The organism is Dellaglioa sp. CoH-56-MRSF-10, from assembly GCF_056782175.1.
Window position 1 is genome coordinate 1 of record NZ_JBXAYF010000003.1, and the last position, 15,738, is coordinate 15,738.

Genomic DNA, 15,738 nt, shown 5'->3' on the forward strand with positions numbered 1-15,738 from the left:
GGACATACAAAAATCCCTCCATGATTATCGGATGAAATTATATTATTTCATCTGACAACCATAAAGGGATTATTACACAAGAAATTTCTTGTTGGAACTTTTTTTCATTTGTCTTTATAGAAATTTTCAATTAATCGATTAGGTATAAACCAAATTGATGGTACAATCAGACAAAAAATTAACACCAACTCTGGTTTAATAAATACTGACATCAATCCAATAAGTGAAAAAGATAACGACACCCATGTTTTATTGTCATTTTTAATTGCTTTTGCTAAATTTGATTCAGGCCCATTTGCTCGAAGTAATTCATTAGTTAATACTACATACATAATATTAAATAATAGAAAGACAAGGCCATATAAAAAGGCAGGCGCAAATTTATTATAATGTTCACCAACCCAGCTTGTTGCAAATGGCATGAATGACATTACAAACATAAATCCAGTATTAACAATCAACACCCGCCCATTGATTTTATCCGCCAATTGAAACATGTGATGATGATTATTCCAGGTGACACCAATTAAAAAGAAACTTAATACGTAAGCTAAAAAAGTACTTTGAAGCGGTATTAAATCTGAAAATGTGTCTCCCTCTGGTGCTTTTAACTCTAAAACCATGATTGTCATAATAATAGCAACTACAGCATCTGTGAACGCTTCAACTCTACCTTTTGACATACGAACCCCCTAAATTTTTATAAATTTAGTATTACAAAGATTAGTCATTAAATCAACTAAAAATAATTCCACTTTTTAAAGATAAAATATACTTCCAACAAATATGGCAGGCATAAACTGGTAGGTTAATTTATATTTTAATGATCAACTGGGACCATATTTATCATTTATTATGTTAACTATTTCTCTTTAATTTATATATTTTAATATATTATTAGTTAATACAAATAAATTAAGGAGTTCTAGTCTATGAATAAATTAAAATGGTTTTCCGGCGGAGATGATCGTGGAAAACAGGCCGAACAAATTATTACCGATTTATTAACTGATTTAAGTACAAATAATGGTAATAATACACTTAAAATTACGTTACAAGCTTATCTCGAAGAACTAAAACAAAAACGTTCTTCTGTTCCATTCATTTTAAGTCGCATGAACTTAGATCTTTCTAAAGCCATCAGGAATGATGAACAACCTTTATCTGACAATCAATCTAAAAAATTAAAAGAGTTAACCTCTATCTCCAATATTAGATATGGTTACTAACTATATTCTTTCTTGGTTTATACCTTTATTTTAATATAAAGTTCGTAAAAAACGACTACTTACAAAAATAATCCTTTGTAAATGGTCATTTTTTGTGTCCGTAATTTCTAACAAATTAATTTATTTTTTCATAATAGACCTCTAATTTTATGGCAAAATAAAAAAGATAACTCGTCGAATCAAGTCATCTTTTCATCTGTTATGTTGAATAGGATTGTCAAAAATCACCTTAAAAACACCTTAATTTGCATTCAAACTCATTCAATCTTATTCAAACTTTTAAAATGCAAAAGTGATATTTTATAAGGCTTTTCAACCTTATTCAAACTGTAAAATGGAGATGGCGGGAGTCGAACCCGCGTCCAAGCATATTGCCACTCAAACATCTACGTTCATAGTTATACTATTTAAAATTCGCCAACCGTAGCGCCGTATAACAGGGCTAACACGTCTGACTAACCTGATTAGTCTCTTTTAACTTCTCCAGGTGGAAGAAGTTAACGTAAGTCCACTTAATTTAGGACCCAGATCTAGCACATGGACGATACTAGGAGGATCTACGTTAGAGCGCTATTAAGCAGCTAAAGCGTAAGTATTACTATTATTTTTTGCAGTTATAATTTAACTGAGCGTTTTAACGAAGACGCAAACTTCGAAACGCAATCCAAGCTCAACCTATACCTGTCGAATCCTGAACATCCCCATAACAACTATAAACATACCATATTTATCAGTTAAAATAAAGATGTAACCTGACGACTTATTCTTTGACAAAAAAATGTCATTCAACTATTGTGAAGACAGTTACTTAGAAAGGGAGTTATAAAATGAAAATTGGAATTATTGGTGCAACTGGTAAACAAGGACAATCTACATTAAAAGAGGCAGTTTCTCGTCATTTAGATGTTACTGCTATTATTAGAAATAAAAGCAAATTAACAGAAGATGTTCCTTTTATAGAAAAAGATCTTTTCAAGTTAACAACTGCTGATTTAGAATTATTTGATGTTATTGTAGATGCTTTTAACGCTCCATTTGGTCAAGAAAATCTTCATCAAACATCATTAAAACATTTAACGGATATCTTAGCTGATACTAAGGTTAAGCTCGTTATTGTTGGTGGCGCAAGTAGTCTTTTCGTTGATTCTGAAAAAACACTGTTACTTGGTGATACACCTGACTTCCCTGAAGGTGCTAAAGCAACAGCCAAAAATATGCGTGATGCTTTAGTCACACTCCGTACCGTTTCAAATGTAGATTGGGTCTATATTTCACCAGCTGCATTTTTCAATCCTAGTGGCGAAAAAACAGGCCACTATCAAATTGCCGGTGACGTTTTAACAATGAATTCACAAGGTAATAGTGAAATTAGCTATGCCGACTTCTCTATCGCATTGGTTGATGAAATTGAATCTAATTCACATCATCAAGAACGTTTTAGCGTTGTTTCTAAATAAATTTAATTATCTGCCACTTTCACAAGAAAGTGGTTTTTTTTGTAAAAAAATAAGTGATAATCATCACTTATTTTTACGTCATTATCTAAATTATATTTTAATATTTACCTGCTAAAACGTCATCAATTAAATCTAAGACGCTATCATCTTGATTTGAACCGATACGATGATTTGCCATTTTAGCTGCCATATTTGAAGACTTTTCCATTGCAAAACTTAATGGTGTGTATGCCAACATCTCAGCATCATTATCATTATCTCCAACGGTTACTACTTCATCATCTTTTACATCCCATAATTCTTGCAAAGCATTTAACCCATTTTGTTTTGTTGCCTCTTTAACATTGATATCAATAAATCCAAAACCAGAAACTTTTGCAACTAATGATTCATCAACATTTTCTTTTAATTTAACCGCAAATGTTTTATATTCGTCAATGGGGCCATTAATCGTAACTTTAGAAATAGTTTTTTCAACCTTACTTAAATTAGGGACCTTAATAATGTCTGGATAGTACGTATTAGCCATTTCTACAAAGTTATCAGACTCACTTGCATCAATATACCCACTCTCATCTGTTGATGCTAAGATTCCATAATTTGGCGATACCTTTTGGATATATAAAACTGTTTTTTCAAATACGGCTGGATCAATATTAAATGATCTGATATGGGTGTTGCCATCATAAATAACCGCACCGTTATCTGAAACGTAACCTATTTCACCAGAGATACGTTTAAAAATATCTTTAATTTTCATAACTTGATTTCCACTTGCTACCACGAAATGAATCCCTTTATTTTTTAGTTCAACTAATTGGTGACTAAATCTAACTTCATCAAACGTTTTATTATCTCTTAAAAATGTACCATCTAAATCCACTGCAATTATCTTGACTGTCAAAATTACATTCCTCCGATTATGCTTTAATAACTCTATTATACTGCATAAGTAAACGGATACAAAGAACTAAAAAGAAACGCCCCTTGGAAAAGAACGTTTCTTTACAATTTATGATTTAAAATATCATCAATGCTATCCAAAACACTATCATTTTGATTCAACCCAATGATGTGTTTTGCTGTTTTTTTAGCTAACTTTGATCCGCTAGCCATAGAAAAACTATTCGGCGTGAACGCCAACATTTCTTGATCATTATCATTATCCCCAAATGTCGCAACTTCTTCATCCAAGATTTGCCAACGATTTTGTAGTAAATTTATGCCGTTTTTCTTTGTCGCGTTCACTAAATTAATATCAATATAACCAAATCCAGACGCTTTTGCTTGAAGTTTATTATTCATTTCAGTATTTAATTGTAATGATATTCTTTCATATAACGACACGGGAAAATGACCCGTCAGCATAGAAATTCCTTGATTAAGTGATACCAAATTATCGACTCCGGTTACTTTCGGATAATAATCATTTACATCTTGAATAAATGTATCAGATTCCCGTTTATCATAGAAACCTCCTTGATTATTAACCGCTAATAGTCCTATTTCAGTGAATGTTTCCTTCAAATACTGAATCGTTTCTTGATAGAGACTATTTTCAAAAATGTATTCTTTCAATAACTCTTTTGCATCTTGAATGACTGCTCCATTTTCAGCAACGTAACCAATTTTATCTTTAATTTCTTTAAAATATTGTTCAATGGCTAAGGTTGGATTCCCACTTGCTACCACAAAATGTATTCCCTGTTGTTGCATCCTTTCAAATTGATGCGAAAATCTTTCTTTATCGTATGATTTATCATCCCTTAAAAATGTACCATCTAAATCTACTGCAATTAATTTAATCGTCATCCCTGCCACCTCTAACGTTATTATACATGATTTCTATACATAACTATATTCTTCAAATGGCGTATCAAACCAGTCATAACGCATTATAATTTGCATGACTCGATTCACAGGAATCCACAATCCCGACCGTAAAATATCTTTCATTGTCTCTAGAAATATCTTGTCATTTTTTGTACTATTTGGTTGTTTAATTTTTATAATTTCTGAATTTTCAGTTTTTACAGTAATAATATGATTGTTCAACGCAATGACTTGTGCAGAAACGATATTATCACTTATTAATTTATTATCTTTGTTTTTATCTATTTTCATTTTGTTAAACTTCCTTTCTGGTATAGGTTCATACTACCTTGGCTTTATGACTTATCTATGAAGTTATTAATAATAAATCATTAAAAAAAGCTTAACCAGTTTAAGAACTGATTAAGCCTTAAATTAATAAACAACAACAGGTTCGTTTTGTGAAACGTTCGCAAATAAAGTTGCCATTGCGGCTGGTTTTGTATTAACACAACCACCAGAACCATCTTTAAGATAAGCTGTTTTAGACCAATTTGTTCTCCAACTAGCGTCATGGAAACCAATTCCACTATTTGTGAATTGAGCCCAGTAACTAACTTTGACAGAATAATTAGCTTTACCAACTTCACTACCTTTAAGTATTGATGGCGTTTGTTTGTACATAATATACCAAACACCCTTAGTTGTATCTTCACCAGTACTATGTTTACCAGTTGCAACATCAGTTGTTAAAACAACCTTGCCATTTTTATGGATCCAAACTTTCTGCTGCGCAATTGACACTTCAGCATACGTATCTCCAAGTCCATCATTTGCAGTCGTTGTGTAACCAGTTCCATAAGTATTATAGCCAACACCATATTTATCATTGGTTGCGTCAATAGCTGCAGTACCATCTTCTAACGCTGTCAAAACATGTGTCACTGAGTCATTCATTCCAAGGGCCCAACCATATGATTGTCCACTAACTGGAACAGTACTTCCTGTAGCCGTTTTAAAATTATACTTTTTATTCAATGTTGCTTGTTTCTTATTAATTTCATCTACTTTTGCAGAAATACCACTCGTATCAACAACATATTTACCATCTTCAACAGTTGCTTGCTTAAGAATATCTGCACCCTTCAACGTATACTTCGTTGATTGAACGGTATAAACAGTCTGTCTAGCAGCTAGTGTATCCAATTTTTCAGTATCAGCTTTAACTGTTTTACTGTCAGCAGATAAAGGTTGGAGTTCAGTATCCTTCAACTTCGTAATGCTACTATAGCCAGCCTTATCATAGGCAGCTAAAATTTGCTTAACATTATATTGATTCCCTTTTTTCCCAGGTGTTACTGATACTTTTCCATTTTTTAAAATGGGACTTGCATCAACAGCCACTGTTCTTGTTTTATTTAACTTTGTTAGTTGGGTTTTTAATTGTGCTTTTAATTGATCCTTAACTGTTGTATTCAACTTTTGTGGAACAATCGCATAATTTTTCTTAACATTTGAAGGAAGAATGGTACGTTGCTTCTTCAACAATGCTTTAATCGCTGGCTTATCTTCATCAGTAAAACCAGTTGTTGTATCTTTTGCATCGACTATTTTTGTTTTACCTACATAAATAACATTTTTTGACGTTTCATTTTTTAACTTACTAATAACTTTATCAACACTTAATCCACTGACATCTGTATCATTAATTGTGATGCCTTTATTAAAATGCATACTTTGATTGAAACTTGCTCCACCAAGAATTCCCAAAACTAAAATACTTCCGATACTAATACCAATCTTTAACGATTTTTTCATAGTTTTTCACCTCATATTATGAATTCATAGTGCGCTATTCCCAATAAAAATATCATACCGCACTATGAATGTCGAATCAATTTTGTTGTTTTCTAAATTATACTCTTTATAACTTTTAAAATCTTTTAAATAATATTTGACAATAATATCAGATTTATCTATACTACATTTATCAACTAACTCAGAGAGGAAATCAAGCCTATGACTTATTCACAAGTAAAACTTAATAATCGTTGGCAAAGCCGGTTATTCAGATTGTAGTCTGTTTTTTACAGATATAATCTGTCTATTCAGATTGTATCTGTATATCGGTTTGGTTTCTATAAATCAAAACCCCTGTATGGATATCAGTATATTCATGCGGGGGTTTTGTCTTTCAAGACGGCCCTCGAATCTGAGGACTGTCTTTTTTTATTAAAAATTAAAGGGGTACTTATAAAATGAAACGATTAATTGGAACCATTATTGCGTTATTTTTATTCTTAGTGATTGCTTTTTTCTCAACACTTCAACCAACAACATTTTCAAACGCTAAAGGAGTACCAACAATTGGTATTCTTCAATTAACAACACATCCTGCACTGGATGCGATTCATAAAGGAATTATTGCTGGATTAGAAAAAGAAGGTTACGTACCTGGTAAGTCTGTGAATATTGATTTCCAAAATGCTGAAGCTGATCAAAGTAATTTAAAATCAATGAGTGACAAGTTTAATAATGAAAATGTTAATCTCATGATTGGTATCGCAACACCCTCTGCACAATCTTTAGCTAATGTAACTAAAAAAACACCAATTATTTTAGGTGCCGTTACTGATCCAAAAGGTTCTGGTTTAGTTAGCAACAATCAGAAACCAGGTAATAATATCACCGGTGTTTCTGATCAAGCACCTATTAAAGCACAGTTAGCTTTAATGAAGGAACTAATACCTAATATGAAAACCGTGGGTGTCCTTTACACATCAAGTGACGATTCAGCTACAAAACAGTATCAACAATTTAAATCTGCAGCAATCAAATCAGGCTTAGAAGTTAAATCGGCAACAATTACCTCTACAAATGATGTTGACCAAGTGTCACAATCGCTCGTAGCATCTGTTGATGCCGTTTATGTCCCCACGGATAACACAGTAGCATCAAGTATGCAGACTCTCGTTAAAAATGCGACACAAGCTAAAATTCCAATTTTCCCTGCAGTAGATACAATGGTCAAAAATGGCGGCTTGGCAACTATTAGTATTAACCAATATGATTTAGGTGTAGCCACTGGTAAAATGGCTGCTGCCGTTCTTTCTGGAAAAAGTGTCCCTGCAACAACACCAATTAATTTTGTAAAAAAAGGTGATCTTGTTATTAATTTGAAAACAGCAAAGGCCTTAAATATTACAATTCCACAAGCATTAATTGATCAAGCCAAAAATAAAGGAGAGTTAATCAAATGACAATTATTGTATCTGCTATCGGACAAGGACTCCTATGGGGGGTTTTAGGTCTTGGTCTTTATCTTTCATTTAGAATTTTAGACTTTCCTGATATGACTGTCGAAGGTACTTTTCCAATGGGCGCCAGCGTAACTGTGATTTGTCTAATCCACGGAGTTAACCCGCTTCTGGCCACATTCTTTGCATTTCTAGCAGGGACACTAGCTGGTCTAGCCACCGGGTTACTTTATACAAAAGGTAAAATTCCGATTTTATTAGCTGGAATCCTTGTCATGACAAGTTTATATTCAATTAACCTACGAATTTTAACAAAAGCAAATATCAGTTTACTTGGACAAAATACAATTTTTTCTGCTCACTTTCTAACTAATCTTCCTGCATCTTTTGATTCCGTTGTATTAGGGCTCATTCTGGTTATCATTAGTATTGGCTTACTCGCTTTCTTTTTAAATACCGAATTAGGCCAAGCGTTCATCGCAACCGGTGATAATGAAAAAATGGCCCGCTCACTTGGTATCCAAACCGATCGTATGAAGATTTTAGGACTAATGGTTTCAAATGGCTTCATCGGACTTGCCGGTGGGCTAATCGCGCAAAATAATGGCTATGCTGATATCAGTATGGGTATCGGAACGATTGTCATTGGGCTTGCTGCAATTATTATCGGTGAAGTTGTTTTTGGTAACTTATCATTAACAGCACGTTTGGTTGCCGTTGTCATTGGTAGTATTTTCTACCGATTTGTTATTTTAATTGTATTAACATTAGGCTTTAACGCAAACGATTTAAAATTAATTTCTGCTATTATTTTAGCATTCTGTTTAATGTTACCAACTCTCCGAAAAGCGCTAAGACTAAATACTTTGTTTGAAGGAGGCCATTCAAAATGACTGAACCCATTTTTTCACTTTCCAATATCGTCACTACCGTTAATACCGGTACTTCTGAGGAGCAACAAATCTTAAAAAATTTAAACCTCACCATCAATAAAGGCGATTTTATAACTGTAATTGGTACTAATGGCGCTGGTAAATCGACCCTTTTCAATACAATTGCTGGTAATATTAAACCAACGAGTGGCAAAATTATGTTACGCAATAAAAATATTACGAATGAAAATGATATTAAACGGACAAATTATATTAGTCGTGTTTTTCAAGATCCTAAAATGGGCACAGCACCTAGAATGACAGTCGCTGAAAATCTATTATTAGCCTTAAATCGAGGCAGTCGCCGTCGGTTTAAACCTCGTCATTTAAAACAAAAAATGACGCAATTTCGTGAATTAACCGCAAAGATGCCAAATGGTTTATCAGAACATTTAAATACACCTGCTGGAAACTTGTCTGGTGGTCAACGTCAAACATTAAGTTTTTTAATGGCAACTTTGATTCAACCTGACTTACTGCTACTAGATGAACATACGGCCGCCCTCGACCCCAAAACAAGCCAAGAATTATTAAAATTAACCGCCGAAATTGTTGAACAAGAACAATTATCTTGTCTAATGATTACGCATCACTTAGAGGACGCATTATCATATGGTAATCGAACAATTGTCTTAAATGATGGTCAGATTCAATCTGATTTATCAGGTGAAAAACGTGCCAACCTATCTACGACTGATTTATTAGCCTATTTTAATGATTTAGAATAAAAAATACCACAACCTTATAAAAGTTGTGGTATTTTTTTACGATTTTATATTCGCTTTCTTAGTTGCAATAACAACAACTGCCAAGGCAAGTAAGATTAATAATGTCGAACCAACGAACAAACCGTTGTATGACAATCGTTCAATTACGATTCCACCAACTAATGGTCCTAACGCTTTACCAATAGATGCGGCAATATTAATCGTTCCTTGTGCCTTACCTTCTTGACCTGGCTCGGCCAGTTCATTAATCCATGCCGGAATGGCTGGGAATGCGACCATTTCACCTAACGTCAACAAGACCATTGAAAAGACAAAATGAGAAAAGTCTTTCGCAAAAATAAGTGTTGTAAATGATAACGCAAATAAGCCAACACCCATAATAATTTGTCTAAATAATGACTTAGCAATTGTTCTCGTTACAAGCGTCACTAGTGGTTGTCCAAAAACAATGAGTCCTGCATTAATCGTCCATAATAAACTATATTGACTCAATGGAATATCTAACTTATCCATATAAATTGATAAATTACTTTGCCATTGCTCGTAACTCAACCAAATAACCAGGAATGTTAACCACATTGCGCCGATAATCCAAACTTTGGGATTAACACCAGCTGATTGTTCTGATTTTGTTGGTTTCACTTTTTTTCGTATTGGATCAACTCTATACGCTAAAATAGCAGTAATCAAAAATATTGAATATAAAATTAATGCTGATACAAAGACCATTGTGACACTAACTTCAATCACGTATCCAACTAATAATGTCCCAATAACAATCCCTAAATTTAAAGCTAAATAAAAGAGATTAAAAACATATCGACTATCTTTTCTTCTAATTGTGGCCGCAAATGAATTTAAAATTGTTGCCACAATCCCGTTACCAAGACCCAAAATAACTAGCAAAATTGGGTATGCTGGCCAGCCATGCATGAAAACTAAGCCTAATACGGCCAACCATGCAATTACGATTCCTACCAATGTCGCATAATAAGGCCGCCATTTATCAAATAAATAACCACCAGCATAATTACCAATAATAGTCGCAACTGAGTTTATTAATAGTACAATTCCAGAAAATGTTAAACTTTTACCTAAATAGTTATGCATGTAAATTGTTGTTAACGGCCAGACGAAACTTGAACCTGCGCTACTAATCACTGAACCTATTAACAACCATTTTAATTTAATTTCTTTCGTCATTTTTTTCCGAAAGCCCCCTTTTTAAGGTTACTTAATGTTCAATTTTTCTAAATACTTTTGATTCTTTTCACGATCAAATTCATTTTCTGATTGTGCGATAATAACAGCTGCTAATGAATTACCAACAACATTGACGGTTGTACGACCCATATCTATGATTCTATCAACTCCAGCGATAAAAGCCAACCCCGAAGCAGGAACACCAATAGTTGAGATTGTCGCTAATAGGACGACAAATGATGCACCAGGTACTCCAGCCATCCCTTTAGACGTAATCATTAACACAATCAATAATGTAACTTGTTGTCCAATTGATAAATTAATATGGTATGCCTGTGCCAAAAACAGAGCAGCTATTGACTGATAAATTGCTGATCCATCTAGATTAAATGTATATCCTGTTGGAACAACAAAAGAAACAATTCCCTTTTTAACACCAAAATTTTCCATTTTTTCCATAATTTTAGGCAGTGCTGCTTCAGAACTAGCCGTTGAAAAAGCAAGAATCATTTCATCCTTGATTACCTTTAACAAGACGATTAAATTAATTTTAAATAATTTAGCAACAAGACCCATTACTACAATAACAAAAAATATCATCGTTATATAGGTCACAATAATAAAGAACCCTAATGGTTTTAAAGCAGAAACGCCTAATTGTGCTATTGTGACACCAATTAATGCAAAAACACCGATAGGTGCCAATTTCATTACCCAGTTTGTCACTTTGAACATAACTTCAGATACAGCTGAGAAGAAATCAATAATCGGTTTTCCCTTCTCACCTAGCGTTGCTGTCCCGAGTCCAAATAAAACGGAAAAGAAGATAATAGGCAGCATATCACCTTTAACAAGTGCCTCAAAAATATTAGTTGGCACAATATGCATTAAAATCGTACTCAACCCAGTAGAGGTTGAGTTTTCAGTTGTAACATATTGACTAATATCGACTTTATTTAAAGCTGTAATATCTATAAATTGTCCGGGTTTAGTTAAGTTACCAACAATTAATCCTAATGCAATCGCAATTGTTGTCATAATTTCAAAGTAAATTAATGTTTTTCCACCGATTCTACCTAATTTGTGGATATCTCCCATATTGGCGATTCCGACCACTAGACATGAAACAACAATCGGTAAGACAATCATTTTGATCATATTAATAAAGATGGTTCCCAGCGGTTGAAGTGAGTTAATAATGAGTTTATTTTGATACCCAATAGCACCAATAATAATTCCTAAAATTAATCCAATTAAAATTTGCCACCCAAGACTAATTCGGTACGCTTTATAATATTTCAATTTAACCATCCTCACTATATTTTAATTTACTATGGTTAATCTTATCATATATACGAACAATTATGTTATTTTTTTATTAAAAAAGAGCAAAAAACTGTAAAATGAGTTTTTCGCTCTTTTAACATTCATATTTTTAAAATATTATCTGATGACACTAACGGAACATTGTGCATTTTGAGCCATATAACTAGCTTGAGAGCCAATAAATAATTTCTTTGAATTACTTGGCGTATTCGTTTTTGAACCGCAAATTAGAATATCCGGTTTAAAATCTGGAATAACCTTCTCAACAATTTCAGAACCTGGTCTACCAGCAGAAACAATTGCTTGTACATTTTTAACGCCAAAATCATGCGCCTTATCTACATAGCGTTCGATACTTTCTTCAAGTAATTTTTTATTTTCTTTGATAACAACTGGTGACATAGAATCAAAAATATTCATATCACCTGTCTCTAATATTGAAACAATCCCTAAAGGAATTTGTTGTAACTTAGCTAACGCTACCGCATAATTAAAAGCTAAAATTGATGATTCAGAATCATCCTCATCTATGGCAACTAAAACGCGTTTAAAAGTTACCGGTGTTATGTCAAAGTCCAACTTTTCTAATCTATTATTCATATCGTCACTCCTCACTTGTTTTGTTGCCATTATTGATGATTTTACTTACGCCAGTTACTTGGGCTCCAAAGCTGCCCTTCCATTGAGCCATGCAAGCTCTCAATTTCAACTGACTGATCTTTTAATAGCGCAATTGTAGCTTCAATCAATAATTGGTTTTCTTCTGTTTCAATTTTTTTAAGCTCAGCAATTGTCCAGTCAACATTTCCATCCATTTTAATCACTCCTTTTACTCATACAAACGTACCATAATTAGATTAATAAATTGAATTTAATGCTTACTATTTTCCAAGGCGATGATGAGTTTTGCTAACTGTTCATCACTTGCAGCAAAACTTATTCTAAAGTAGCCCTCACCAAATTCTGTGAATGCACTACCTGGAACAACAGCTACCTTTTCTTTCAGAGCAAGTTGCTGACAAAATTCAACTGACGTTAATTTTAGTTTTTTAGGTATTTCAACGAATAAATAAAAGGCGCCATCTGGTTTAATTAAATTATAACCTAATTTTTCTAAGGCTGTTACCAATCTATCACGACGAATATGATAAGCATCTCTCATTGGTACACTATCTTGCTTCCCATTTTTAACAGCTTCAAGTGCAGCTACTTGTGATAAAGTTGCCGCGGTCGTTACGTGATATTGGTGGACCTTTTTCATAGCATTAATTAATCGTTCTTCAGCTAATACAAACCCAATCCGCCAACCGGTCATTGCATGTGATTTAGACAATCCCATTATTAAAATTGTCCCTTCAGGATACAAATTAGCCATGGAAATATGCGGTTGTTCATAGGTTAACTCGCAGTAAATTTCATCGCTCATCACCCAAATGTCATGTTTTTTCAAAACATCTTTAATAGAAGATAACTCAATTTTACCATAAGAAACACCGGTAGGGTTAGTTGGATAATTAAATATAAATCCAACGATAGCTTTATTCTTATTTTCCTGCAATGTCTTTTCAATAAGCTCTGCCGTTACCCTAAAGTTCGTCGTACGTGTATCCATAAAAATAGGTTTAACGCCTTGTAACTGCATTAATGGCAAGTAAGCTGGATAACAAGGAACTGGTACTAAAATGTAATCTCCTGGTGTTGTTACCGTCTTTAATGCTGTAGCAATTGCCTCAGTTGCCCCAACGGTCACTAAAACATTCTTTGCGTCATAAGCCAATTCAAACTTTTCATTATAATAATCAGCAGTTGCCTGTCGTAATTCTGGATTACCAGCTGAGGCTTCATAATGTGTTTGTCCGTTATCAAGCGCTGTTTTTGTAGCGTCCATAATATGTTGAGGTGTGATGAAATTAGGTTCACCTAACGTTAACTTATCGATACCGTCTATTTTGGAGACCCATTCATCAAATCGACGAATACCTGATAATTGTATCTGATCAGCTACTGTATTTATTTTGATCATTAAGACACCTTCTCCGAATTAGAATGAATCTTAATTATACATCAAAAAAATAACGATTTATAAAAATTCTTATAAATCGTTATTTCAACTTATCTAAACATTGTTTTCGTTGCTTTTGCCAAAACTTTTGGCATTTTTTCATAATGATGTAATGGTGTTAATTGCGTATCTGAAATTCCTAAGAACTTATACACAGCAATTTGTGCACAACGGAACGAATACTGTTCTGTAAAGACCATATCAAATGGCATTTCTGCAAATTGACTAATAAAGGCCAAATTCTTTGAATGTTCAGGTACAACGTCAGGACGATCACCAATTGCGCGACGGTTAAATAAGGCACTCGCATATGGCATATAAACAGGTATAACATTAACAACACTATCCATAATTTCATCTGTACGTTGGCTAATATTATTCGTAGCTGTATCTGTTTGAGCCAAATGGCCTAATAATTCTTCTAACATTTCGCGACCAGTCATCTCGATAAATGGTTTTTGAACAAAATCACCCTTGCGACGAGGATATAAACAGTAACCCCAGAATACAGTCTCATTTTCTTTTTGAGCATGGAAATGAGGTTGATGATGAACCACGATTGATAATAAATTATTACTATCAACCCAGGTATTCAATGCATTACCAGGTTCTTGTTGTGTAATCCGTGCAATTTCATTTACTGCTAAATGATTATCAGTTGTGACTGTAAAACTCATCCATTCACTTTGTTGACGATCATTAAAGAATTTATCTGGTTTACCTAAGTTATAGAAATGTTCAGTAGCTTGTTTCCATAATTTAGCACTAGGTGCATAGTCCATATTTTCCACAATCGGTGTATCAATATCGCCCATTGATGAACTATCTGTAATTGAACCATTCGTATCAAATACTAAATCGCCATCATTAATAATGATTTCGCCGACTTTATTATCATTATCGACTTCTTCATATTCAAGACCAGTGACAACAATATCGTCACGTAAAGCTGTATCTTTAAATTTAAATTCAGTTATCTTACGGTTATCCACAAAGGTTACACCACGGTCTGTAAGATATTTACGCATTGGTAAAATAATACTTTCATATTGGTTATATGGTGTTCTTGTAACACCTTCCAATGTGTTAATACGACTGAATTCAAGAATCATTCGGTTCATATAACGACGTAATTCCATTGCTGAACTTTCCTTTTTGAAGGCAAAAGTTGTTTGCCACATATACCAGAAATTAGTTGTAAACATGTGTGGACTATTTTCAAACCATTTTTCAATACTGATATCATTAATCTCTGATTCCTTTGATTCAGGCATCGTCATTAATTTTGTTAGTAAAACGCGATCTCGTGTATTAAATTGCATATGACGATAATCATTCTTACCGCCTTTATTTCTAATACCATCCATTTTATCAATTAAGCGTGCAATATCATGCGTTGGATGTGCATGATCAAAATCTAAAATTTCATCTGTAACTGTCTTTCCAGGATTATCCAATGATGGCACTTCTCGAAGAACATCCCATAAGTTTTCATATGTTTCTTCATTCAACATACGACCACCTTTAGCTAGGAATCCTTTTTGATTACTCAAACCTTGGTTACCATATTCAGTCACATAATCTTTAACTGCAGCGCCATCATTAGCACCATGTTTTTCTAAACCAAACATCGTAATTTGGTCACCATGCCAGCCACCATCACGAATTAAATAGATACCTGCTGCTAAGTTACCAACACCTGTACCAATCATATATGCTTTTTGAGTCATAA

At 33.5% G+C, this 15,738-nt stretch carries 16 protein-coding genes and 1 other RNA gene; 5 read left to right on the top strand and 12 right to left on the bottom strand.

What is annotated here, in order from left to right:
* Positions 1-104: 104 nt before the first annotated feature.
* On the bottom strand, positions 105-683 hold the full coding sequence (locus tag AC1RP4_RS03690; protein ID WP_409022266.1) for a TMEM175 family protein: 579 nt from the start codon (positions 681-683) through the stop codon (positions 105-107).
* A 249-nt stretch (positions 684-932) separates the two neighbouring features.
* On the opposite strand from AC1RP4_RS03690, the gene AC1RP4_RS03695 reads away from it, so the two are divergent.
* Entirely contained in the window at positions 933-1,229 is a 297-nt protein-coding gene (locus tag AC1RP4_RS03695) for a bacteriocin immunity protein (protein ID WP_481761412.1), read from the top strand.
* Between the two features lie 332 nt (positions 1,230-1,561).
* On the opposite strand, the gene ssrA is transcribed toward AC1RP4_RS03695, so the two are convergent.
* Positions 1,562-1,932, bottom strand: a transfer-messenger RNA (tmRNA) gene (gene ssrA / locus AC1RP4_RS03700).
* Positions 1,933-2,056: 124 nt separating this feature from the next.
* On the opposite strand from ssrA, the gene AC1RP4_RS03705 reads away from it, so the two are divergent.
* Positions 2,057-2,686 (top strand): NAD(P)-dependent oxidoreductase, encoded by a 630-nt coding sequence (locus AC1RP4_RS03705; RefSeq protein ID WP_481761413.1) that lies wholly within the window; start codon positions 2,057-2,059, stop codon positions 2,684-2,686.
* A 97-nt stretch (positions 2,687-2,783) separates the two neighbouring features.
* On the opposite strand, the gene AC1RP4_RS03710 is transcribed toward AC1RP4_RS03705, so the two are convergent.
* The 4 genes from AC1RP4_RS03710 to AC1RP4_RS03725 all read right to left on the bottom strand — a co-directional run bounded on the left by AC1RP4_RS03710 (position 2,784) and on the right by AC1RP4_RS03725 (position 6,316).
* Complete coding sequence (locus AC1RP4_RS03710; RefSeq protein ID WP_409022263.1) at positions 2,784-3,590, bottom strand: Cof-type HAD-IIB family hydrolase; 807 nt, start codon at positions 3,588-3,590, stop codon at positions 2,784-2,786.
* A gap of 101 nt (positions 3,591-3,691) precedes the next feature.
* On the bottom strand, positions 3,692-4,498 hold the full coding sequence (locus tag AC1RP4_RS03715) for a Cof-type HAD-IIB family hydrolase (RefSeq protein ID WP_481761414.1): 807 nt from the start codon (positions 4,496-4,498) through the stop codon (positions 3,692-3,694).
* Between the two features lie 33 nt (positions 4,499-4,531).
* A complete protein-coding gene (locus AC1RP4_RS03720; protein WP_409022261.1) occupies positions 4,532-4,810 on the bottom strand; it encodes a hypothetical protein in 279 nt (92 codons plus the stop codon).
* A 123-nt stretch (positions 4,811-4,933) separates the two neighbouring features.
* Complete coding sequence (locus AC1RP4_RS03725; protein WP_481761415.1) at positions 4,934-6,316, bottom strand: L,D-transpeptidase family protein; 1,383 nt, start codon at positions 6,314-6,316, stop codon at positions 4,934-4,936.
* 440 nt (positions 6,317-6,756) lie between these two features.
* Between AC1RP4_RS03725 and trpX the strand changes: the two genes are divergently transcribed.
* Genes trpX through AC1RP4_RS03740 form a run of 3 tightly spaced genes read left to right on the top strand, consistent with a single transcriptional unit; the run spans position 6,757 to position 9,415 of the window.
* Positions 6,757-7,758 (top strand): tryptophan ABC transporter substrate-binding protein, encoded by a 1,002-nt coding sequence (gene trpX, locus AC1RP4_RS03730; protein ID WP_481761416.1) that lies wholly within the window; start codon positions 6,757-6,759, stop codon positions 7,756-7,758.
* Positions 7,755-8,648, top strand: a complete 894-nt coding sequence (locus AC1RP4_RS03735) for an ABC transporter permease (protein ID WP_481761417.1) — start codon at positions 7,755-7,757, stop codon at positions 8,646-8,648. Before trpX ends, AC1RP4_RS03735 begins: the two co-directional genes overlap by 4 nt.
* A complete protein-coding gene (locus AC1RP4_RS03740; protein ID WP_481761418.1) occupies positions 8,645-9,415 on the top strand; it encodes an ABC transporter ATP-binding protein in 771 nt (256 codons plus the stop codon). Before AC1RP4_RS03735 ends, AC1RP4_RS03740 begins: the two co-directional genes overlap by 4 nt.
* A 36-nt stretch (positions 9,416-9,451) precedes the next feature.
* Here the strand turns inward: AC1RP4_RS03740 and AC1RP4_RS03745 are convergent, their stop codons facing one another.
* From AC1RP4_RS03745 to AC1RP4_RS03770, 6 genes are all read right to left on the bottom strand, one after another.
* The gene (locus AC1RP4_RS03745; protein WP_481761419.1) at positions 9,452-10,618 is read right to left on the bottom strand and encodes an MDR family MFS transporter; all 1,167 of its coding nucleotides are present in this window, start codon (positions 10,616-10,618) and stop codon (positions 9,452-9,454) included.
* 27 nt (positions 10,619-10,645) lie between these two features.
* Entirely contained in the window at positions 10,646-11,920 is a 1,275-nt protein-coding gene (locus AC1RP4_RS03750; protein ID WP_481761420.1) for a cation:dicarboxylate symporter family transporter, read from the bottom strand.
* Between the two features lie 141 nt (positions 11,921-12,061).
* Complete coding sequence (locus tag AC1RP4_RS03755; protein WP_481761421.1) at positions 12,062-12,544, bottom strand: universal stress protein; 483 nt, start codon at positions 12,542-12,544, stop codon at positions 12,062-12,064.
* 41 nt (positions 12,545-12,585) lie between these two features.
* Positions 12,586-12,759, bottom strand: a complete 174-nt coding sequence (locus tag AC1RP4_RS03760; RefSeq protein ID WP_409022253.1) for a hypothetical protein — start codon at positions 12,757-12,759, stop codon at positions 12,586-12,588.
* Positions 12,760-12,815: 56 nt separating this feature from the next.
* Positions 12,816-13,967: an aminotransferase class I/II-fold pyridoxal phosphate-dependent enzyme gene (locus tag AC1RP4_RS03765; protein WP_481761422.1), complete on the bottom strand. Its 1,152-nt coding sequence runs from the start codon at positions 13,965-13,967 to the stop codon at positions 12,816-12,818.
* Positions 13,968-14,056: 89 nt separating this feature from the next.
* Positions 14,057-15,736: an oleate hydratase gene (locus AC1RP4_RS03770; RefSeq protein WP_481761423.1), complete on the bottom strand. Its 1,680-nt coding sequence runs from the start codon at positions 15,734-15,736 to the stop codon at positions 14,057-14,059.
* Positions 15,737-15,738: the final 2 nt, after the last annotated feature.